The sequence below is a fragment of the Nonomuraea sp. PA05 genome (assembly GCF_008086045.1).
In the GTDB taxonomy this organism is placed as follows: domain Bacteria; phylum Actinomycetota; class Actinomycetes; order Streptosporangiales; family Streptosporangiaceae; genus Nonomuraea; species Nonomuraea monospora.
Window position 1 is genome coordinate 55,858 of sequence record NZ_VSEY01000016.1, and the last position, 21,463, is coordinate 77,320.

Genomic DNA, 21,463 nt, shown 5'->3' on the forward strand with positions numbered 1-21,463 from the left:
TCTCATGCCGGAACAGCAGACACGCCTGCTCGCGGAGCGCTACGAGCTCATCACCCCGCTCGGGCGGGGCACGATGGGCACCGTGTGGCGAGCCCGCGACCGCGCGCTCGGGCGCGAGGTGGCGGTCAAGGAAATCCGCCAGGACTCGGGTCTCACCGAGGAACAGCGGACCGAGCTGCGCGAACGTATGGTGCGCGAGGGCCGCATCGCCTCGCGGATCAACCACCCGTCGGTCGCCTCCATCCACGACGTGCTGATCCAGGACAACAGCCCGTGGATCATCATGGAGCTGATCGAGGCCCGATCGCTGGAGCAGGTGATCGAGGAGGAGGGGCCGCTGCCGCCGCGGCTGGTGGCCGAGATCGGCGTCGACCTGCTCGGGGCGCTGCGCGCGGCGCACGTCCAGGGCATCACCCACCGCGACGTCAAGCCGGGCAACGTGCTCATCACCGAGAGCGGGCGCGTGGTGCTGACCGACTTCGGCATCGCCAAGGCCGAGGGCGACTCCCGGCTGACGAAGACCGGCATGGTGATCGGCTCGCCCGGGTACACCGCGCCGGAACGTGCCAGGGGTGAGTACACCGGCCCCGAGTCCGACCTCTGGTCACTCGGCGCCACGCTCTACTTCGCCGTCGAGGGGCGGCCCGCGTACGAGCGGTCCACGATCGCCGAGACGCTGGCGGCGCTGCTCACCGAGAACGCCGACCCGCCCACGCAGGCGGGCCAGCTGCGGCCGGTGCTGAACGGGCTGCTGAACAAGGACTACCGGCAGCGGCTCAGCGCTGCCAAGGCGGAGACCCTGCTGCGCATGGTCGCCGACACCCCGACGAGCGAGATGCCGGTGCTGACGGCCGAGGCTCTTATGGCGCAGGAGGCCGCAATGCCCGATCCGTTCGCCGCTCCGCAGAACCCTGAGCCTGGTGGGCCCGGGGGGCGCGGTCCGGTGGGGCAGCCGCCTTACGGCGCTCCCACGCAGGGGCCCGGCGCTCCCGGCCAGGGTCCTGGTGCTCCGGCGGTGGGTCACGCGATGCAGGGCGTGAGCGGCCCTCAGTCGCCCACCGGCCCGAACGCCTTCAACGGCCCGCCCGCCGCCTACGGCCCGCCCGGACAGCGACCGCCCGCCGCGCAGGGCCCCACGCCGGGACCGGGCGCTCCCTCGGAACAGCAGCCTGGATCGGGCGCTCCCACAGGCCCGCAGCCTCGGCCGGGTGCCCCCGCAGGACCGCAGTCTGGACCGGGCGCCCCCACAGGACCGCAGCCTCAACCTGGCCCGCGGCCCCGACCGGGCGCTCCCACAGGCCCGCAGCCTCGACCGGGCGCTCCCATAGGACCGCAGGCCGCACCCGGCCAGCAGGGCCAGGCGCACGGGCCGAACGCCCCCACGGTGCCGCAGACCGCCGGCGGCGGCTACGCGCAGGGCCGTCCCACCGGGCCGAACGCCCCGGAAGGCGACTACGACCCGGAACGCACGGTGAGCATCGCCCGCCCCAAGGGCCCGTTCCCCGCGACCCAGGAACCTCAGCAGCGCCTCGCCGACGAGGGCTCGAACGCGACGACCCGCATCCCGAAGGGCTCCCCCGGCCAGCAGGTCTACCCGGTCCCCGCGCCTCCGGCGGGCCAGCCCCAGCAGCAGCAACCCCCGTCGGGCCCACCCCGGCAGGGCGCTCAGAACGGCCCGCAGATGGGCGGGCACGGCCTGGGCACGGATCTGTTCGCGATCGCGGGCCAGCCGGAGAAGCCCCCGGCGGGCAACCGCAACGGCATGCTGGTGCTCATGGCGGTGGCCGCCGCGGCCGCCGTGGTGATCGCGGTGCTCATCGTGGCCCTGTTCTCGAGCTGACGCGGCAGGGGGTGCCTCCCGGCCGGAGCGCGCGCCGTGGGTCAGACTGGAAGTCATGAGTGAGTTCCGGATCGAACATGACTCGATGGGCGAGGTACGCGTGCCGGCCGGCGCCAAGTGGCGTGCGCAGACCCAGCGGGCAGTGGAGAATTTCCCGATCTCGGGCCGGCCGCTGGAGCCGTCGCACATCGCCGCGCTGGGTCTGATCAAGGCGGTGGCGGCCGAGGTCAACGGCGAGCTGGGCGTGATCGACAAGGACATGGCCGAGGCGATCGCGCAGGCCGCCGCCGACGTCGCGGAGAACGAGCACGACGGCGACTTCCCGATCGACGTCTTCCAGACCGGCTCGGGCACCTCGTCCAACATGAACGCCAACGAGGTGATCGCGACGCTGGCGGAGGAGCGGCTGGGCAGCCCCGTGCATCCGAACGACCACGTGAACGCCTCGCAGTCGTCCAACGACGTGTTCCCGACCTCGATCCACGTGGCGGCGGCCACCGAGGTGACCTTCCACCTGCTGCCCTCGCTGCGGCATCTGGCGGAGGCGCTGCGGGAGAAGGCGATCGAGTTCGACGGCGTGGTGAAGTCGGGGCGCACGCACCTCATGGACGCGACGCCGGTGACACTGGGCCAGGAGTTCGGCGGGTACGCCACGCAGGTCGAGCACGGCGTGGTGCGCGTCTCGGCGGCTCTGGAGCACGTGCTGGAGCTGCCGCTGGGCGGCACGGCCGTGGGCACGGGCATCAACACGCCGCCGGGCTTCGCCCAGGAGGCGATCGCCAAGCTGCGTGAGGCGACCGGCATCGCGTTCCAGGAGGCGGCCGACCACTTCGAGGCGCAGGGCGCGCAGGACTCCATCGTGGAGCTGTCGGGGCAGCTCAAGGTGGTCGCGGTGTCGCTCATGAAGATCGCCAACGACCTGCGGTGGATGGGGTCGGGGCCGCGCGCGGGGCTCGGCGAGATCAACCTGCCGGACCTGCAGCCGGGCTCGTCGATCATGCCGGGCAAGGTCAACCCGGTGATCCCCGAGGCCACGGCCATGGTCGCGGCCCAGGTGATCGGGAACGACGCGGCGATCACGTTCGCCGGCGCGTCGGGCACCTTCGAGCTGAACGTGCAGCTCCCGGTGATCGCGCGCAACATCCTGGAGTCGATCAGGCTGCTGGCGAACGTCTCGCGCCTGCTCGCCGACCGCTGTGTCTCCGGCATCACGGCGAACGTCGAGCGCCTGCGTGAGTACGCCGAGTCGTCCCCGTCGATCGTCACCCCGCTCAACAAGTACGTCGGCTACGAGGAGGCGGCGAAGATCGCCAAGCAGGCCCTGGCGGAGCGCAAGACGATCAGGGAGGTGGTCATCGAGCGCGGCCACGTGGCCGACGGCAAGCTCACCGAGGAGCAGCTCGACGCGGCTCTCGACGTCCTGTCCATGACCCGGCCTTGATCTACTGGGCCCTGACCGTCCGCGTGGCGTGGGCCCAGCGAGTGAGCAGGGACAGCGCCGCGCCGGAGTCGACGGCGTCGGCGGCCCGCTTGTAGCCGGCGCTCAGCGCGGGCACCAGCTCGGCCGCCGGCGGCGTCCCGTCGGCGGCCACCAGGGCGGCGGCGGCGTTCAGCAGGACGATCTCGCGCACGGGCCCCTGCTCGCCGGAGAGCACGGCGCGGGCCACGGCGGCGTTGTGCCGGGCGTCGCCGCCGCGCAGGTCCTCAGGCGTGGCGCGGGGGATCGACAGGTCGAGCGGGTCGAATCCGGTCTGCGTGACCCGTCCCCTGCGTACCACCCAGATCGTGGAGGGGCCGCAGGTCGTCAGCTCGTCGAGCCCGTCGTCGCCCCTGAAGACGAGCGCGGAGCAGCCGCGCTCGGCCAGCACGCCCGCCATGATCGGCGCCATGGTCGGGTGGTAGACGCCGACGGCCTGTGCGGGCGGCAGGGCGGGGTTGGTGAGCGGGCCGAGGAAGTTGAAGACGGTGGGGACGCCCAGCTCGCGGCGCGGCTGCGAGGTGCGTCTCAGCGCCGGGTTGAAGGTGGCGGCGAAGCAGAACGTGATCCCGACCTCGTCGGCGACGCGCACCACGTCGGCGGGCGGCAGGTCGATGACCACGCCGAGCTCCTCCAGCACGTCGGCGGAGCCCGCCATGGAGGAGGCGGCCCGGCTGCCGTGCTTGACCACCTTGGCTCCGGCTGCGGCGGTCACGACGGCGGCCATGGTGGAGACGTTCACGGTGTTGGCGCGGTCGCCGCCGGTGCCGACCAGGTCGACCGGGTCGCCTGGCACCCGGATCGCCGAGGCCTTGGCCAGCATGCCGTCGGCGAGCCCCGCCACCTCCGCCACGGTCTCGCCCTTGGCGCGCAGCGCGACGGCGAAGGCGGCGATCTGGGCGTCGGTGGCCAGGCCGGACATGATCTGGTCCATCGCCCAGCCGGCCTCACGCGCGGTGAGCGAGGCGCCGTCGAGCAGCGTGGTGAGGATCCGTGGCCAGGTGGTGGTCATGAGTGCCCCTTCTGTCGTCTGTGCTCGACGGGGGGCACCCACTGCAACGGTGACGGCCGCCTCGTCGAGGCGGCCGTGCGCGTATCGCCAGAGGTCCGCCTAGGAGGCGGGCCACCACTGGGACGAGTACGCGATCATGCCCTCACCTTAGCAGACGCCCTTGATCCACATAGGGAGCCATCCAGCTATGTCGCCCGCACCCATGCTTGGCGCGGCACACACCGCATAACCTGTCGAAGTATGGCGAAGGAGCTGACGGGGCGCACCGCGCTGGTGACGGGGGCCGGGGCCGGCATCGGGGCCGCGTGCGCCCGGCGGCTGGCCGCGGCGGGGGCCAGGGTGCTGGTCGTGGACCTGCGGGCGGAGTCCGCGGAGAAGGTGGCCGCCGAGGTGGGCGGCACCGCCGTGGTGGCCGACCTGAGCGATCCCGGCTTCGTGGCGGCGCTGCCCGACGAGCCGGTGGACATCGTGGTGAACAACGCCGGGTTCCAGCACGTGGCGCCGATCGAGGAGTTCCCGCCCGAGGTGTTCGCCACCATGCTCAGGGTGATGGTCGAGGCGCCGTTCCTGATCGCGCGCCGGGTGCTGCCCGGCATGTACGCCAGGGGCTGGGGCCGGTTCGTGAACATCTCCTCGGTGCACGGGCTGCGGGCCTCGCCGTACAAGTCGGCGTACACGACGGCCAAGCACGGGCTGGAGGGCTTGTCCAAGGTGGTGGCGCTCGAAGGGGCGCCGCACGGGGTGACCTCTGTCTGCGTCTGCCCCGCGTACGTGCGCACCGGGCTGGTCGAGGCGCAGATCGCCGACCAGGCCAAGGTGCACGGCATCGCAGCGGAGGAGGTCGTGCGTGACATCATGCTGGCGCCTGCCGCGATCAAACGGCTGATCGAGCCCGAGGAGGTGGCCGAGCTGGTCGCGTACCTGTGCGGGCCCGCCGGATCGTTCGTCACGGGCGTGTCGTTGCCGGTGGACGGCGGCTGGACGGCCCGATAGTGAGCACCCGCTTCCTCGAACTGCTGGCACGGGAGGCCTCCGCCGTCGAGTTCGAGGGGCCGATCATCCAGGCCAGGGCCGCCGGGGCGGACGCGGCGGCGATCGAGGAGCTGGAGCGCGCCAAGGTCGAGGCGCTGAAGGTGCGCGACCTGCTGAAACGGCGGGCCAGGCGCGAGGCGGAGCTGTCGGCGCTGTACGACACGGCCGGCGACCTGGCGGCGCTGCGCGACCTCGACGCCGTGCTGGAGGCCATCGTGCACCGGGCCAGGCAGCTCCTGGCCACCGACGTGGCGTACATGACGTTGCACGACCCCGAGCGGGGCGACACGTACATGCGGGTCACCGACGGGTCCATCTCGGCCAAGTTCCGGGCGTTGCGGCTGGCCATGGGGCACGGGCTGGGCGGGCTGGTGGCGCAGACGGCGGTGCCGTACGCGACGGCCGACTACTTCGCCGACGCCAGGTTCCGGCACCGCGAGCACATCGACGACGCGGTCAAGGAGGAGGGCCTGGTCGCCATCCTCGGCGTGCCGCTGCGGCTGGGGCAGCGGGTGATCGGCGTGCTGATGGCGGCCAACCGCAGCGCCAGGCCGTTCCACCAGGAGGAGGTGTCGCTGCTGGCGAGCCTGGCGGCGCACGCCGCCGTCGCGATCGACAACGCCAGGCTGTTGCAGGAGACCAGGAACGCGCTGGAGGAGCTGTCGCAGGCGCACAGGACGGCCAGGGAGCACGGCGAGGCCGTGGAGCGGGCCGCCATGGCGCACGACAGGATGACCTCGCTGGTGCTGCGCGGTGGCGGGATCGAGGACGTGGCGGCCGTGGTGACCGACGTGCTGGGCGGCTCGCTGGCCGTGCTGGACGACCTCGGCCGGGCCATCAGCGGCGACGTGGGCGAGCTGGACGCCGGGGTGTTCGAGGCGGCGCAGGCGTCCAGGGCGCTGGGGCGCACCGTGCGCAGGGGGGATCTGCTGATCGCGTCGGTGGACGTGGGCGGCGAGCCGCTGTGCACGCTGATCCTGCGCAGCGACGACGCCGACGAGCGCATCCTGGAGCGGGCGGCGCTGGTGTGCGCGTTGCTGCTGCTGTTCCGCAGAAGCGTGGCGGAGGCGGAGGGGCGGGTCAGGGGCGAGCTGCTCGACGACCTGATCTATCGGCCTGGCTCGCCGGGGCTGGCCGACCGGGCGCGGCGGCTGGGCATGGACCTGGGCGCGCCGCACGTGGTGGTGGTCGCCAAGCACGGGGGGCAGCGCGAGCGGGCGGCGTTCTGGGCGTCGTCGCAGGCGACTCTCCGGCACGGGCTGGCGGCCGGGCGGGGTGACGAGGTCGTGCTGCTGCTGCCCGGCGACGACCCTGGAGGGCTGGCGCAGCGGGTGGCTCGCGAGCTGACGTCGTCGCTGCACAGCCCAGCGACGGCGGGCGCGTCATGCGTGGCGCTGCCCGCCGCGGGGCCGCCTCCGCCGGGCTCGGCCGGGCGCGGGGCGCAAGACCAGAGCGCGGCCGGGCAGGTGGCGCACGACGTGGCCGCCGCCTACCAGGACGCGCGGCGGTGCGCCGAGGCGCTGATCGCGCTGGGGCGGGCCGGTGACGGCGCGAGCGCGGCCGAGCTGGGCTTCGTGGGCCTGCTCGTCGGCGACGGCCGCGACGTGCACGGCTTCGTCGGCAGGACGCTCGGCGCGGTCATCGACTACGACGCCCGCAGGGGCACCGCCCTGACGGACACGCTGGCCGCCTACTTCGGCACCGGCGGCTCACCGTCGCGCACGGCCGAGACCATGCACATCCACGTCAACACCGTCACGCAGCGGCTGGACCGCATCGGGAAGCTGCTCGGCGAGGGCTGGCTGGAGCCTGAGCGGGCGCTGGAGATCCAGCTCGCCCTGCGCCTGCACCGGCTCGGCCACACATCCTCCCCTGACACTATGGGACCCGACGCCATATGAGTGACCCCGGTCACAACCTACGGTGACCGGCATGGCCACTTCCATCAAGAAGATCGTCGCCGCGAGCCTGATCGGCACCACCATCGAGTGGTACGACTTCTTCCTGTACGGCTCGGCAGCCGCCCTGGTGTTCAACAAGCTCTTCTTCCCCGAGTCCGACCCGCTGACCGGCACGCTGCTGTCGTTCCTCACCTACGCCGTCGGATTCGTCGCCCGCCCGCTCGGCGGCCTGGTCTTCGGCCACTTCGGCGACCGGATCGGCCGCAAGACGCTGCTGGTCGTCAGCCTGCTGCTGATGGGCGCGGCGACGTTCCTGATCGGCTGCCTGCCGACGTACGAGACGCTGGGCCCGGCGGCGGCGCTGCTGCTGACGTCGCTGCGGCTGGTGCAGGGCTTCGCGCTCGGCGGCGAGTGGGGCGGCGCGGTGCTGATCGTCTCCGAGCACGGCGACACGGCGCGGCGCGGCTTCTGGGCGTCCTGGCCGCAGGCCGGCGCCCCCGGCGGGAACCTGCTGGCCACCGGCGTGCTGGCGGCGCTGGCCGCCTGGCAGTCGGACGAGGCGTTCCTGGCGTGGGGGTGGCGGGTGCCGTTCCTGCTGTCGGGCGTGCTGGTGCTGATCGGCCTGTGGATCCGGCTGTCGATCAGCGAGTCGCCGGTCTTCAAGCAGGCCCCGCCGGAGCTGCGGCCCCCGATCGTCGTGGTGCTGCGGCACCACTCCAAGGACGTGCTCGTCGCGATCGGCGCCCGCCTGGCGGAGAACATCTCGTTCTACCTGCTGACCGTCTTCGTGATCACCTACGCCAAGCAGACCGGCATCGACAACTCGACCGTGCTGACCGCGGTGCTGATCTCCTCGGGCATCCACTTCGTGACGATCCCGCTGTGGGGCGCGCTGTCCGACCGGCTCGGCCGCCGCCCGATCTACCTGGCGGGCGCCGCCGGCATCGGTGTGTGGATCTTCGCGTTCTTCCCGCTGGTGGACACCGGCAACTTCCTGGCGATCACCCTGGCGGTCACGGTCGGCCTGCTGTTCCACGGCATGATGTACGGCCCGCAGGCGGCCTTCTTCTCCGAGCTGTTCGGCACCAGGTCGCGCTACACCGGGGTCTCCATCGGCGCGCAGCTCTCGGCGATCGTGGCGGGCGCGCTGGCGCCGATCATCGCGGTGGCCCTGCTCCAGCAGTTCGGCAGCAGCGTGCCCATCTCCGCCTACCTCGGGGTGGCGGCGCTGCTGACCCTGTTCTCCGTCTACTCCGCGCGCGAGACTCGGGGCAGCGACCTGGCCGAGAGGATCCACGCGCGATGAAGGTCACCACGCCGAGACTCACCCAGCACGTCCTGACCGCCGAGGGCAGGACCACCGGCGAGCCCGTGCTGTTCGTGCACGGCAACGTCTCCTCCGCCGCCTTCTGGCGGGACGCCATGGCCGCGCTGCCCGACGGGTTCCGGCCGCTGGCGGTGGACCTGCGCGGGTTCGGCGGCACGGACCCGGCCCCTGTGGACGCCACGAGGGGCCTGCGCGACTACTCCGACGACCTGATCGAGCTGGTCGAGGCGCTCGGTTTGGACCGGGTGCACCTGGTGGGCTGGAGCCTGGGCGGCGGCATCGTGCTGCAGTTCCTGCGCGACCGCCCGGCCGCCGTCGGGAGCGTCACGCTGGTCAACCCGATCTCCCCGTACGGCTTCGGCGGCACGGAGGGGCTCGGCGGCCGGCTCACGCACCCCGACGGCGCGGGGGCGGGCGCCGGAGCGGCGAACCCGGATTTCGTGGCCCGGCTCCAGGCGGGCGACCTGTCGGATGAGTCGCCCACGTCGCCGCGCAGCGTCTTCCGCTCGGCCTACGTCAACAACCGGCCCGTCCCGGACGAGGACTTCTACGTCCGCGCCATGCTCACCACCCGCGTCGGCGAGTCCCACTACCCGGGCGAGGCCGCCGGCTCGGACGCCTGGCCCCATGTGGCGCCCGGCAAGACCGGCGTGCTCAACGCCATCGCGCCCACCCACTTCCACCTCGGCGACCTGCACGAGATCGACCCCAAGCCGCCCGTCCTGTGGATCAGGGGCGCCGACGACGTGATCGTCTCGGACACCTCGCTGTTCGACCTGGCGCACCTGGGCGCGCTCGGCGTCGTGCCCGGCTCACCCGGCACGCCCGCCCAGCCCATGGTGAGCCAGACCAGGGCCGTGCTGGAGCGCTACGGCCCGTACCGCGAGGCCGTGCTGGACGACTGCGGCCACAGCCCGCACCTGGAGCACCCGGAACAGTTCGCCCGCCTGCTGGCCGAGCACCTGAAGGAGGCGTAGATGCTGGTCGCGCTCACGCTCGTGGCGAGCTTGCTGACACCCGCGAGCGGGCTCACGGTCCCCGGCGCCGAGCACGCCGAGATCGCCGCGCTCGACGACCTGACCACGGCCGGCACCGCGAAGACCGGCCACACCGACCCCGCCGACTGGGCCGGGCTGCACTCGGCCGCCACGGTCAACCCCACCGGCGTGCCCGGCCTCCAGATCGACGGCTACTTCCCCGACACCTCCACCGGCAACGCCACGCACGGCTGGAACCACGACTCCCAGTTCGTCATCAGGCTGCCGGAGAAGTGGAACGGCGGCCTGGTCGTCGCCGGCACCCCCGGCAACAGGGAGCAGTACGCCAACGACTTCACGATCTCCGACTGGGTGCTGTCGAAGGGGTACGCGTTCGCCTCCACCGACAAGGGCAACGTGGGCGTGAACTTCCACGAGGACGGCCGCCGCCCCGGCGACGCCATCGCCGAGTGGAACCACCGCGTCACCCAGCTCACCGTCGCCGCCAAGGCCGTGGTCAGGCAGCGGTACGGCAGGAAGCCCGAGCGCACGTTCGCCGCGGGCATCTCCAACGGCGGCTACCTGGTGCGGTGGCAGCTGGAGAACCGCGGCGGCCTGTACGACGGCGGCGTGGACTGGGAGGGCACCCTCTGGCGGGTCAAGGGCGACAACCTGCTGAACTTCCTGCCGCCCGCGCTGAAGGCGTACCCGGACGAGGCCGGGGTGCGGGCGGCCGGGTTCGCGGCGGGCTCGGAGTTCCTGTGGCCGTTCCACCGGCAGTACTACTGGGAGCTCACCCAGCAGCTCTACCAGAAGGAGCTGGACCCGTCCTACCAGGGCGCCGCGGCGGACTACGACTACGACGAGCGCAAGCCGTACGCCGCCGTCGCGAAGATCGCGCTGACCGGCAGGATCACCAAGCCGCTGATCACCCTGCACGGCACGCTCGACACGCTGCTGCCGATCTCCCGCGACTCCGACGTGTACGCCAAGATGGTCGGCCCGCACCGCCCGTTCCGCTACCACCGGATCGAGGGCGGCAACCACCTCGACAGCCTCGTGGACCTCTACCCCGACAAGCTCAAGCCCGTCCTCCCGGCCTTCAGGAGCGCTTTTGCGGAGCTGGAGGGCTGGGTTCAGTCCAGGAGATAGCGGTGCCTGCCCGCGCGCGCCAGACGCACGATGTGCCGCGCGCCGGGCAGCCTGCGGCCGAGCCGGTGCAGCGCGGTGTCGCGGCCCATGGGTGAGCGGCGCTCGGGATCGACGGCGGCGGCCGGCCGCGTCTCGATCCTGCCCCTGCGCATGTCCAGTGCGAACCGCAGCCCCACCTCCTCGTCGGGTGAGCGCAGTGAGCACAGCCAGCCGCCAGGCCCGAGGTGCTCGGCGCTGGGCAGCACGCGCTTGATCGGCACCTTGGCCACGAGCTGGCCGGCGAGCCTGCCCGGCACCCCGGCCTCGACCAGGGCGGGCGCGCTCACCTCGCGGGCGCGCCTGCCGGTGCTGCGCATGACCAGCTCCAGCGGCGGGCCGCCGCTCGGCGGCACGTACGGGACGGGCAGCACGACGTACAGGTACCGGCCGAGATGCTTGATCACCACGCCGGGCGACACCAGCTTGATCGACTCGGAGAACGAGCGCGGCTCCACGGCCAGCCCCAGCTCGCCGGAGTCGCTCCAGCACGGCACCACCAGCCGCATCCTGGGCCGCTGGGCCAGCACGCCGAGGCAGTTGAGCGGGCCGTCGGGGTGGCTGACGCGGATCCTGGCCTGGTTGGCGCCGCTGAACATGCGCACGTGCACCTCCCAGTGGCCGGGCCGCAGCGGCTCGCCCAGGGCCGCCTTGGTGATGTCCAGCCGGGTCTCGGCCTGGATGCGCACCCGGACCCGGCGGCGGCCCGCCGGGACGCGCTCGACGTGCTGGGTGAGCGGCAGGAAGTGCACGACGCCCGTCTCGGTGTGGCGCACGTACAGCTCCAGGCGGGCCCGCTCGACGTCCTTGGTGATGTCGGTGACGTCGGCGGGCAGCTTCCTGGTCTCCAGCGAGCGCGGCGGGATCCAGTGCAGGCTGTCGCCGTCCACCTGGTACCTGTCGGGCGAGCCGTCGCCCGCCAGCACCTCGGCGGTCAGCCCGAGCACCAGGACGTGCGCGTCCCAGCGCACCTCGGTCAGGTCGGCGCGCAGGCCCGCGCGCCTGGAGGAGTTCGACATGAGCACGATCTGGTCGAGCCTGCCCATCCGGACGTAGGCGGCCACGACGCGCAGGTGCACCGGCAGGTGGGTGTCGAGGTGCTCGGGGAAGCGCTGCTCCACGAGCTTCTGCACGACGCGGAAGTGCATGCCGCGGTCGACGGACGAGTCGGCGAACTTGCTGGTCAGCAGGGGCCGCAGGACGGCGTACCGCAGCCAGTACGCGTACATGCGGTCGCGCTGGCGCCCCTCGCCCACGTAGGTGTCGATGTCGTCGAGCAGCTTGTGCAGCTCCTTGACGATCGCCCGCGGCTCCTCCTCGGCGCCCGGACGCTCCCCGAGGTGGCAGCAGACGTGCTCGGCCAGCACCGCGATGACCTTGGCGTGCAGGTAGGCGCGCAGCACGAACGCCTGCTCCCCCATCCTCCCGCCTGGCACGGCGAAGCCCAGCTCGTGCTCCTCCAGGAAGGCGCGCCGGTAGAGCTGCTCCGGGTGGAGCAGGGTGAGCAGCCGGTCGCGCAGGATGTCGGCGCGGCCGGTGCTGCGCCCGAAGGCGGTCATCGGCGGGCCGTAGTCGCGGATCAGGCGGCCGACCAGCACGTCCGCGTCGGCCTCCACGGCCCTGTCGTGCATGCGCTCGACGGCGTCGCGCTCCAGGCGGTCTCCCGGCTCCAGGAAGTACACGTAATCGCCGGCGGCTGCGGCCAGGCCGACGTTGCGGGCGCGCGAGGGTGAGCCCGTGTACGGCAGGTGCAGCGCGCGGACGTTCTCGCGAACGGCCGCGATGGTGTCCAGGCGCTCGGCGATGCCATCCGTGGAGCCGTCGTCCACGACGATCACTTCGTACTCGTCCGGGGGCATCGACTGGTCCAGCGCGGAGCGAATGCACCCGTCGGCTGTGTCACCCGGATTGTGGACATTGATGATCACACTGACCTTCACACCCATGCGGCCAGCGTGCGCCCGTATACAGGATCGGGCGCGACGGCTTGCCGATTGGGGAAGGAAAGTTGACCCGCTGCGAACTCAGGACTTAAGACCAGCCGACGGACTGCGAGCGGCTCAGTACCAGCCGACGCGCTGCGAGTGGCCCCAGGCGGAGCAGGGAGTGCCGTAGCGGCCCTTGATGTAGCCCAGGCCCCACTTGATCTGGGTGGCGGCGTTGGTCTGCCAGTCGGCGCCCGCGCTGGCCATCTTGCTGCCGGGCAGCGACTGCGGGATGCCGTACGCGCCGGAGTAGCGGTTCATGGCCCGCTCGTTCCAGCCGCTCTCCTTGTGCCAGAGGCTCTCCAGGCAGCCCCACTGGTCGGCGCCGAAGCCGAACGAGGCCAGCATCGCCTTGGCGGTGGCCTTGTTGCTGCCGGGCGAGGGGTCGCTGCCCGGCGGGAAGTTCATGGCGGGGAAGCCGTCGCCGCCGGGGGCCTTCTTGGGCACGACCCAGTCGAGGCCCTTGCCCGCCGCGCCCGAGCGGTCCTTCTTGAGCTTGTCGGCGCGGGCGGCCTGCTCGGCCTCGGCCTTGAGCAGGTCGGCCTCGGGGTCGGGGGCGTAGAGGTCGCCGCTGGCGAGCTTGCCGAGGTCGTCCAGCCCGAACGCCGGCTGCTTCGGCTCGTTGGCGTTCTGGACGGCGCGGTAGGCGACGAAGCCGCCGCCACCGAAGACGATCACCAGCGACAGCGCGGTGACGATGATGCGCTTGGGAGTGAAGCGCGAAGGCCGGCGCGCCGAGGGGAGATCTTCCTTCGGGGGGCGCTCACTCAACTGCGGACCGGGGCTCACGATGCATGAGCTTGCCCTGTCCTGGGGGGTGGTCCGCAACCGAAACGCGGGAATCGCTTGGCGTAAATTTCACCAAGCACCAGGTTAGCCCCGCGTTTCCGAAAAATTGTGACATTGGTCACATTGAGGAGGGCTCCCCTTCAGGCGCCCGTCACCGAAGGGAAGCCGATTCCAGGGTCCCGGGCCATCTTCCAGATCTCATCTGCGGCATGTCACAGTTTGGAGACACATACCGGGTATTCGAGACATGGAATAATAATGTGCGCGTGGCTGGCATCCTCCTCGTAGAAGACGACCCCTCCGTCCGCACGGCTCTGGAGCTGGCGTTGACCCGGCAGGGGCACTCCGTCACGTCGTACGCGACGGGTGAGGAGGCCCTCGACCACATCCGGGCCCGCCGGCCGGAGATCGCCATCCTCGACGTGATGCTCCCCGGCATCGACGGCATCGAGGTGTGCCGCCGCGTGCGCAAGCTCGACCAGCTCCCCGTCATCCTGCTCACCGCGCGCGGCGACGACCTGGACATCGTGGTCGGGCTGGAGGCGGGCGCCGACGACTACGTGGTCAAGCCGGTCGAGCCGCGCGTCCTGGACGCCCGCATCCGCGCCGTGCTGCGCCGCGCCGAGTCCGCCTCCTCCGACCGCATCACGTTCGGCGACCTCGTGATCGACCGGGGCGCGCTCAAGGTCACGCTGGCCGGCAAGGAGATCCACCTGACCCCGACGGAGCTGCGGCTGCTGCTGGAGCTCGTCAGGCACCCCGGCCAGGTGCTCAACCGCCGCTACCTGCTGCGCGCCGTCTGGGACCACACGCACATCGCCGACTCCCGGCTCGTGGACGCCTGCGTGCAGCGCATCCGCGCCAAGATCGAGCCCCGGCCGGCCGAGCCCGTCTTCATCCACACCGTGCGCGGCTTCGGCTACCGGTTCAGCCCCCCGTGATCATCCCCCGTCCCCTGGGGCTGCGCGGCCGCCTGGTCATCACCTTCACCCTCGTCGCCGTCACCGCGTCCCTGCTGGTCGCCACCATCGGGTACGAGCTGGCCAAGACCGCGCTCATCACCAGGACCGAGACGACCTCCATGGAGATCGTGACCAGGGAGCTCGGCAGCATCGGCTTCCCGATCGGCAAGCTGCGGCCTGGCGAGGCCGCGCCCTCCTCCAGGGAGCTGGAGCGGGTGGCCCACGCGCTGGCGGGGCCGGGCCGCAGCGCGCTGGTCGAGTACGGCACCGTCGTCGCCTCCGAGGGCCCCATGTCGCTCAGCGACGTGCCCAACGAGCTGCACGGCAGGGCCAAGCAGAGCCTCGTCACCCAACGCAAGATCATCGACGGCGAGCTGTACCTCATCGTCGGCGCGGAGGTCTACCGCGAGGGCTCCGCCGGGCCCGAGGCGACCGGGCTGCAGGCGTTCGTCTTCTTCCCGATGCGCGACGACGAGCGCCAGCTCGACACGCTCCGGACCACCCTGGCCCAGACCGGCCTGGTCATCGTGCTGATCGCCCTGGTCGTGGCCCTGCTGTCGGCCCGGCAGGTGCTGCTGCCGGTGCGCAGGCTGAGCGCCGCCGCCCAGGCGCTCGGCCAGGGCAGGCTGGACACCCGCCTGCCCGTGCACGGCCAGGACGAGCTGGCGGGGCTCACCGCCCGCTTCAACGACGCCGCGGCGGCCCTGGAGCTGAGCGTGTCGGAGCTGCGCTCCCTGGAGGCCATGTCCCGCAGGTTCGTGGCCGACGTCTCGCACGAGCTGCGCACGCCGCTGACCGCCATGACGGCTGTGGCCGACATGCTCTCCGACGAGGCCGACCACCTGCCCGAGGCGCCCGCGCAGGCCGTGCGGCTGGTGCTCAAGGAGATCGAGCGGCTGCGCGAGCTGGTCGAGCACCTCATCGAGATCAGCCGCTTCGACGCGGGCACCGCCACGCTCAACCTGGAGCCGGTCAACGTCGCCGACTCCATCCAGGACTGCCTGGAGGTGCGCGGCTGGAGCGACCGCGTGACGGTGACCGCCTCCCAGGGCCTGACCGCCAACCTCGACCCCAGCCGGTTCGACGTCATCGTGGCCAACCTGGTCGGCAACGCGCTCAAGCACGGCCTGCCGCCGGTCGTGGTGGCCGCCAGGACCACGGAGAACGGCCTGGAGGTGAAGGTGCGCGACCACGGCAAGGGCATCCCGCGCGAGGCGCTCCCGCACGTCTTCGACCGCTTCTTCAAGGCCGGCGCCGGACGGGCCCGCAGCACGGGCAGCGGCCTGGGCCTGGCCATCGCCCGCGCCAACGTCCAGCTCCACGGGGGCACGATCTCCGTGCGCACCCAGGAGCCCGGCACCCTCTTCACGGTCTGGCTGCCCCACGTATGAAGACCCTCATGAGCGCCGCCGCCCTCCTGCTGGCCCTCACGTCCTGCGGCATCTCGCCCACCGACGTGCAGGACAGGGGCGAGGCCCCCACCGTCAGGATCCCGCCGCCCACCAAGACGATCTACCTGGTCAGGGACGGCAAGCTGACGCGGGAGCCGGCCGACGTCGAGGACGACACCGTGGACAGCGTGCTGGGCGCGCTGTTCGACGCCTCGTCCAAGCCGCTCGGCGACCGGGACACCGCGCTGCGCGGGTTCACGTACCTGCGGACCAGGAACTCGATCAACCCGCCGCAGCGGGACGAGATCCAGCTCCCCCGCACCTCGACGCTGACCGTCTACATCAGCGGCGACGGAACGCTGACCAAGCTCGGCAAGGCGCAGATCGTCTGCACGGCGCAGCAGGACGCGGCGTTCGAGGTGGTGAAGATCGTCCGGGAGAACGAGGGCCGCCCCTCGGTGGACGAGGGGCGGCACACGTGCGGTGAGCTCAAGTGAGCGTCACATGGTGATGTCCTCCAGCATCTCCGTCACCAGCGCGGCGATCGGAGAACGCTCGGACCTGGTGAGCGTGACGTGGGCGAACAGGGGGTGCCCCTTCAGCTTCTCCACCACCGCGACCACGCCGTCGTGCCTGCCGACGCGCAGGTTGTCGCGCTGGGCCACGTCGTGGGTGAGCACGACCCGCGAGTTGGCGCCGATCCGGCTCAGCACCGTCAGCAGCACGCCGCGTTCCAGCGACTGGGCCTCGTCCACGATCACGAACGCGTCGTGCAGTGAACGGCCGCGGATGTGCGTCAGCGGGAGCACCTCCAGCATGCCCCGGTCGAGCACCTCCTCGATCACCTCGGGCGAGGTGACCGCGCCGAGCGTGTCGAAGACCGCCTGGGCCCACGGGCCCATCTTCTCGCCTTCGGAGCCGGGCAGGTAGCCGAGCTCCTGGCCGCCGACGGCGTAGATCGGGCGGAAGACGATCACCTTGCGGTGCTGGCGGCGCTCCAGGACGGCCTCCAGGCCCGCGCAGAGCGCCAGCGCCGACTTGCCCGTGCCGGCCCGGCCGCCGAGCGAGACGATGCCGATCTCCGGGTCCATCAGCAGGTCGAGCGCGATGCGCTGCTCCGCGGAGCGGCCGTGCAGGCCGAAGATCTCGCGGTCGCCGCGCACCAGGCGCACCGACTTGTCGGGCTGCACCCGGCCGAGCGCGGAGCCCTTGGCCGACAGCAGCCGCAGGCCCGTGTGCGTCGGCAGGTCTCTGGCCTCCTCCAGGTCGACGGTGCCCTTGTCGAAGAGCGTCTCGACGTCCTCCGTGGTCACCTGGACCTCGGCCATCCCTGTCCAGCCCGACTCGTGCACCAGCTCGGCGCGGTACTCCTCGGCCGCCAGACCGATCGAGGCGGCCTTGACCCGCATCGGCAGGTCCTTGGAGACAAGGACGACGTCGCAGCCCTCGCTGGCCAGCGAGCGGGCCACCGTCAGGATGCGCGTGTCGTTGTCGCCCAGGCGGAAGCCCACGGGCAGGATGGACGGATCACTGTGGTTGAGCTCTACCCTGATCGTGCCGTCCCCCGTCGGCATCGCCTCGTCCAGCCTGCCGTACTGGACGCGTAGGTCGTCCAGGTAGCGCAGAGCCTTACGGGCGAAGTAGCCGAGCTCCGGATGGTGCCGCTTTCCTTCCAGCTCCGTGATGACCACGATGGGAAGGACCACGTCGTGCTCGGCGAACCGGGTCATCGCCGCCGGGTCGGCCAGCAGGACCGAGGTGTCCAGCACGTACGTGCGCTTGGCCGACTGGTGAGTAGGGTTGCTCGAGGACACTGCCACACGTTCTCCCCCGGGTGCCCCTTGGTGCGGGCACCCTGCAGACGAGGTGGGAATCGGACCGGACCCGCGTCCCCGACCGCGTCGTGCCGTCGGCGCCGGAGTCCGGCCCCCCTCGGCAGATTTGGTGCAAAGGCGGGCCCTCTCCGAAATGTCCGACCTGTGATCGGACACTTCCAACGTTACGTCCTGGATACCCGAATGTCGCGTCAGGAACCGTAACGCCGGTGTCTCGCAGCGTAATCACGCAACGCCCGCAGGAAGTCCACCCTGCGGAAGTCCGGCCAGTACGCCTCGTGGAAGTAGAACTCGGAGTGAGCACTCTGCCAGAGCATGAAACCGGACAAGCGCTGCTCGCCCGAGGTCCGGATGAGGAGGTCCGGATCGGGCTGGCCGCGAGTGTAGAGATGCTCCGCGATGTGCTCGACATCGAGCACCTCGACGAGGTCCTCGATGCTCGCTCCCCTGCTCGCGTGCTCCTGGAGCAGTGAGCGCACCGCATCGGCAATCTCACGTCTTCCTCCATACCCAACTGCAACGTTCACAATCAGGCCCGGACGGTGTGATGACGCTTCTTTTGCATTCTTTAGGACATTAGCCGTGCGGTCGGGTAGCAGATCGAGCGCGCCGACCGGGCTGATCCGCCATCCCTCGGCCACCAGCTCCCGCGTCACGTCCTCGATGATGCGCAGCAGCGGCTCCAGCTCCTCGCGCGGCCGGTTGAGGTTGTCGTTGGACAACATCCACACCGTGACCACCTCGACGCCGGTCTCACGGCACCAGCCGAGCAGCTCGGAGATCTTGTCCGCGCCCTTGCGGTGGCCCGTGGACACGTCGCGGATGCCCATGGCACGCGCCCAGCGGCGGTTGCCGTCGATGATGACCCCGACATGCCGGGGGACGCCGTCCTTCGACAGCTTGGCCTCCAGCCGGTGTTCGTACAGCCGGTAGACCAGATCGCGCAGGCCCACGGAGTGCCTCCCCAGCGGTGCTTATGCCCCATTGGTCGTTTTGCCCCAACAGGCAATTATCACCGGGAATCGCCGTGCCCGCTCCCTCTACACTGTTTCTGCGCCGAGTCTCTACCTTTCAGACACCCTTCCGCCTCATCCACGAGCTGCCGGACGAACACCGACAGCTCCGCCGAGGTCAGCACCGCCCGCATGCCCACGCCCGTGGCGCCCCAGGCCTCCACGTAGGCCCTCCTGGTCAGCCGCCACTCGCCGGGGCCCGGCTGCCACACGGGGATGGTGCGGAGCTGACAGCGCAGCTCACCGCCGCCCAGCCCCGCCCTGGTGCGGTAGCGGAAGGAGAACAGCTCGCTGTCCGGCTCGTCGCAGGGGAAGCGGTCGTCGGGGTCGGCCCAGCGCCGGGAGCCCCGGCGGGCCTCGTCGACCCCGCGCGCCAGGCGCGCCAGCAGGTGCCCGCAGCGCTCCCCGACGCTGCCGTACGGGGCGCCGTCGCGGTGCAGCTCCAAGGTGATCTCGTACGGCGCGCCGACGCTGTCCGTGCACGCGACAGGCGTCACGGTCAGATACGACCCATCGACGCAGCGTAGACCTCCCACGACCCTCCCGTATCCCGCCTTATCGCCGCTAAACCCCCGGCCCCCAGGCGTGCTCCCGCCAGCCCGGCGGCTGGTGCCACTCCGTCCAGCCGTGGCCGGTGCGCCCGTCCTCCGTCTCGTACGCGCACAACGCCCTCGGGAACTCGGCCACCGCGCCCTCGGGCGAGGTCAGCGTCACCGGGGCGAACGCGATCGGGCGCACGGTCGTGGCGCAGCCGGGGAAGTGCAGCACGCTCTCCACCGGCCGGTCCCCGTCGAAGGCGGTGGCCGCCAGGAAGCCCTCGACGTGCGCCAGGTCCCCCTTGCCCGCCAGGAACGCCGGCCAGGGCAGCTCCATGCCCAGGTTGGCGCGCATGCCGTGCAGGTACGTGCCGTCCTCCAGGCGGGCGCTGCTCCACAACCACGAGATCGACCACCAGTCGCGCACGCCCCAGCTGTGGTCACGCTCTCCGTGGCCCTGGAAGGACACCCCGTTCACCGTGCCGGTGACCTCGCAGGGGATCTCGTAGCGCGGGGTGATCGCGTAGCCGTAGACGCCGGCCGCCGAGCGGAACTCCAGGTCCATGGTGAGCTCCGCGGAGCTCAGGTGGATCCGCGCGCGCTCGAAGGGGTCGATGGTGCTGTGACCGGCCGTGTAGCCGGGGCCCGCCACCGCGAGGTCCTGACCGGGCAGCGCCGCCTCGTGGTCGAGCACCGCGGCCCGGTGGCCGTCGGCGGTGACCAGGCAGGCCCAGTACCAGGCGCGGTTCCAGCCGGGGTAGAGGCCGAGACGGACGTAGCCGCCCGTCCGGCCGTCCTCGGAGACGAAGTCGAAGTACCAGGACTCGTTCCACAGCGGCTCGCCGCCGGGCTCGTGCCGCTGCTCGTCCTCCTGGCCCAGGGGCCATTCACCCATGTTGACGATCCGCATGCCGCCTCCCAAGCGCTTGCTGCGATCATCGTATGCCAGGGAGGCGGGACCACCAGCGGCGCCTCGGGGCCTGATCCTCGGGCATCCGGCCGCGCTCGCGCAGCCAGGCGGCGAAGTCGTCGGCGTCCGTGCGGTAGTTCTGCGGGGGTGCGGGGCGGGCGGCGGCGTACGCGGCGAACTCGGCGGCCAGGTCGGGGCCCGCGGCCATCGCGGTGTCCGGGCGGATCCTGGCCACGATGGCGCGGCGCTTGGACAGGAGGCTCGCGGCCTGGGCGCGCATCCGGGCCGGGTCGAAGCCCTCCGGCACCTCCGCCCCCGCGACCAGAGCCGCCACGACCCGGCCCTGCGCCTCGGCCAGCCGCCCGCGCCGCTCCTCGCCCTCGGCCTCCGGGGCGTGCGCGGCTCGCGGGGGCTGCGGCGGCTGCGCCGGCGGCCCCTGTGCGCCGGCCGGCCGCCGCGCCTCCCCCGGGCTCATCCGTCCTCTCCGGCCATCGCCATCGCGGCCCTGATCCTGGACAGCTCGTTCGCCAGCACGGCGTCGCTCGGGTACTCGTCGTCCCACTCCAGCAGCACCCCGGGCGGGCTGACCCGGGAGCACAGCTCGGTGAGCAGGTCGAGCACGACCTGGGGCGCCTCCTTGGTGTGCGTGTCGTGCCAGATGCCGTCGTGCTCGTAGCCGCCGGCCACGTGCACGTAGGCCAGGTGCTCCAGCGGCAGCGTGTCCAGCGCCGCCACCGCCGGCAGCCCGAGGTTGAACTGGTTGGTGTACAGGTTGGCCACGTCGATCAGCAGCCCCACCCCGGTGGCCGCCACCAGCTCGGCCAGGAACTGCGCCTCGGTCAGCTCGTCCTCCGGCCAGCCGAAGAGGGCCGCCACGTTCTCCAGGGCCAGCGGCACGGGCAGCGCGTCCTGGGCCTGCCGCACGTTCTCGACGACGACCTTGAGCGACTCGCGGGTGCGGGGCACGGGCAGCAGGTGCCCGGCCTCCACGCCGCCGCCGCGTACGAACGCCAGATGCTCGCTGACCAGCGGCGCGTCCAGTGCCTGCGCGCACGCGGCCAGGTGGGCCAGCCGGGCCGGGGAGGGCGGCTCGGCGCCGCCGACCCCGAGCGACACCCCGTGCGGGATGACCGGCAGGCCCCTGGACCGCAGCACGCGCAGGGACTCGGGCAGGTGGGCGGGCCTGATGTTCTCGGCGACCACTTCGAGGAAGTCGACGCCCGCCATGCGCTCGATGGTCAGGTCCAGCTCGGACCGCCAGCCGATGCCCACTCCCAGCCCTGCCATG

General features: G+C 71.9%; 19 protein-coding genes. 10 read left to right on the plus strand and 9 right to left on the minus strand.

Translation table 11 applies throughout. The annotated features are described in order from the left end of the window. The first annotated feature begins 4 nt into the window (after positions 1–4). Both FXF51_RS24920 and FXF51_RS24925 read left to right on the plus strand, forming a co-directional pair. Positions 5–1,840 (plus strand): serine/threonine-protein kinase, encoded by a 1,836-nt coding sequence (locus FXF51_RS24920; RefSeq protein ID WP_148437081.1) that lies wholly within the window; start codon positions 5–7, stop codon positions 1,838–1,840. Between the two features lie 55 nt (positions 1,841–1,895). Then, a complete protein-coding gene (locus FXF51_RS24925; protein ID WP_148437082.1) occupies positions 1,896–3,281 on the plus strand; it encodes a class II fumarate hydratase in 1,386 nt (461 codons plus the stop codon). A 1-nt stretch (position 3,282) separates the two neighbouring features. Here the strand turns inward: FXF51_RS24925 and trpD are convergent, their stop codons facing one another. Further along, the gene (gene trpD, locus FXF51_RS24930) at positions 3,283–4,329 is read right to left on the minus strand and encodes an anthranilate phosphoribosyltransferase (RefSeq protein WP_148437083.1); all 1,047 of its coding nucleotides are present in this window, start codon (positions 4,327–4,329) and stop codon (positions 3,283–3,285) included. A gap of 240 nt (positions 4,330–4,569) precedes the next feature. Between trpD and FXF51_RS24935 the strand changes: the two genes are divergently transcribed. The 5 genes from FXF51_RS24935 to FXF51_RS24955 are packed head-to-tail and all read left to right on the plus strand — an operon-like array spanning position 4,570 to position 10,718. Beyond that, positions 4,570–5,322, plus strand: a complete 753-nt coding sequence (locus FXF51_RS24935) for a 3-hydroxybutyrate dehydrogenase (protein ID WP_148437084.1) — start codon at positions 4,570–4,572, stop codon at positions 5,320–5,322. Further along, entirely contained in the window at positions 5,322–7,262 is a 1,941-nt protein-coding gene (locus tag FXF51_RS24940) for a helix-turn-helix domain-containing protein (protein ID WP_262379810.1), read from the plus strand. Before FXF51_RS24935 ends, FXF51_RS24940 begins: the two co-directional genes overlap by 1 nt. A 31-nt stretch (positions 7,263–7,293) precedes the next feature. Next, positions 7,294–8,568, plus strand: coding sequence for an MFS transporter (locus FXF51_RS24945; RefSeq protein WP_148437085.1), 1,275 nt, complete (start codon positions 7,294–7,296; stop codon positions 8,566–8,568). Continuing rightward, positions 8,565–9,566, plus strand: coding sequence for an alpha/beta fold hydrolase (locus FXF51_RS24950; RefSeq protein WP_148437086.1), 1,002 nt, complete (start codon positions 8,565–8,567; stop codon positions 9,564–9,566). The genes FXF51_RS24945 and FXF51_RS24950 overlap by 4 nt, the downstream gene beginning before the upstream one ends. Continuing rightward, positions 9,567–10,718 (plus strand): tannase/feruloyl esterase family alpha/beta hydrolase, encoded by a 1,152-nt coding sequence (locus tag FXF51_RS24955; RefSeq protein ID WP_148437087.1) that lies wholly within the window; start codon positions 9,567–9,569, stop codon positions 10,716–10,718. Here FXF51_RS24955 and FXF51_RS24960 read toward each other — a convergent pair. Both FXF51_RS24960 and FXF51_RS24965 read right to left on the minus strand, forming a co-directional pair. Further along, a complete protein-coding gene (locus tag FXF51_RS24960; protein ID WP_148437088.1) occupies positions 10,703–12,700 on the minus strand; it encodes a glycosyltransferase family 2 protein in 1,998 nt (665 codons plus the stop codon). The two genes, FXF51_RS24955 and FXF51_RS24960, sit on opposite strands and share 16 nt — an antisense overlap. A gap of 114 nt (positions 12,701–12,814) precedes the next feature. Next, positions 12,815–13,510, minus strand: a complete 696-nt coding sequence (locus tag FXF51_RS24965) for a lytic transglycosylase domain-containing protein (protein ID WP_262379811.1) — start codon at positions 13,508–13,510, stop codon at positions 12,815–12,817. A 284-nt stretch (positions 13,511–13,794) separates the two neighbouring features. Between FXF51_RS24965 and FXF51_RS24970 the strand changes: the two genes are divergently transcribed. The 3 genes from FXF51_RS24970 to FXF51_RS24980 are packed head-to-tail and all read left to right on the plus strand — an operon-like array spanning position 13,795 to position 16,378. Then, positions 13,795–14,469, plus strand: coding sequence for a response regulator transcription factor (locus tag FXF51_RS24970; protein ID WP_148437089.1), 675 nt, complete (start codon positions 13,795–13,797; stop codon positions 14,467–14,469). Then, a complete protein-coding gene (locus tag FXF51_RS24975; protein ID WP_262379812.1) occupies positions 14,466–15,881 on the plus strand; it encodes a sensor histidine kinase in 1,416 nt (471 codons plus the stop codon). The genes FXF51_RS24970 and FXF51_RS24975 overlap by 4 nt, the downstream gene beginning before the upstream one ends. 8 nt (positions 15,882–15,889) lie before the next feature. After that, a complete protein-coding gene (locus FXF51_RS24980) occupies positions 15,890–16,378 on the plus strand; it encodes a hypothetical protein (protein ID WP_148437090.1) in 489 nt (162 codons plus the stop codon). A 3-nt stretch (positions 16,379–16,381) separates the two neighbouring features. Here the strand turns inward: FXF51_RS24980 and FXF51_RS24985 are convergent, their stop codons facing one another. From FXF51_RS24985 to FXF51_RS25010, 6 genes are all read right to left on the minus strand, one after another. Continuing rightward, positions 16,382–17,650 (minus strand): PhoH family protein, encoded by a 1,269-nt coding sequence (locus FXF51_RS24985; protein WP_148437238.1) that lies wholly within the window; start codon positions 17,648–17,650, stop codon positions 16,382–16,384. Between the two features lie 257 nt (positions 17,651–17,907). Next, positions 17,908–18,669, minus strand: coding sequence for an isoprenyl transferase (locus tag FXF51_RS24990; protein WP_148437091.1), 762 nt, complete (start codon positions 18,667–18,669; stop codon positions 17,908–17,910). 59 nt (positions 18,670–18,728) lie between these two features. Beyond that, a complete protein-coding gene (locus FXF51_RS24995) occupies positions 18,729–19,226 on the minus strand; it encodes a hypothetical protein (protein WP_262379814.1) in 498 nt (165 codons plus the stop codon). 67 nt (positions 19,227–19,293) lie between these two features. Continuing rightward, on the minus strand, positions 19,294–20,175 hold the full coding sequence (locus FXF51_RS25000; protein WP_148437093.1) for a hypothetical protein: 882 nt from the start codon (positions 20,173–20,175) through the stop codon (positions 19,294–19,296). A gap of 25 nt (positions 20,176–20,200) precedes the next feature. Next, complete coding sequence (locus FXF51_RS25005; protein WP_222871445.1) at positions 20,201–20,650, minus strand: hypothetical protein; 450 nt, start codon at positions 20,648–20,650, stop codon at positions 20,201–20,203. Continuing rightward, positions 20,647–21,462, minus strand: coding sequence for a DUF692 family multinuclear iron-containing protein (locus FXF51_RS25010; protein ID WP_148437094.1), 816 nt, complete (start codon positions 21,460–21,462; stop codon positions 20,647–20,649). Before FXF51_RS25010 ends, FXF51_RS25005 begins: the two co-directional genes overlap by 4 nt. Between the last annotated feature and the right edge of the window lies 1 nt (position 21,463).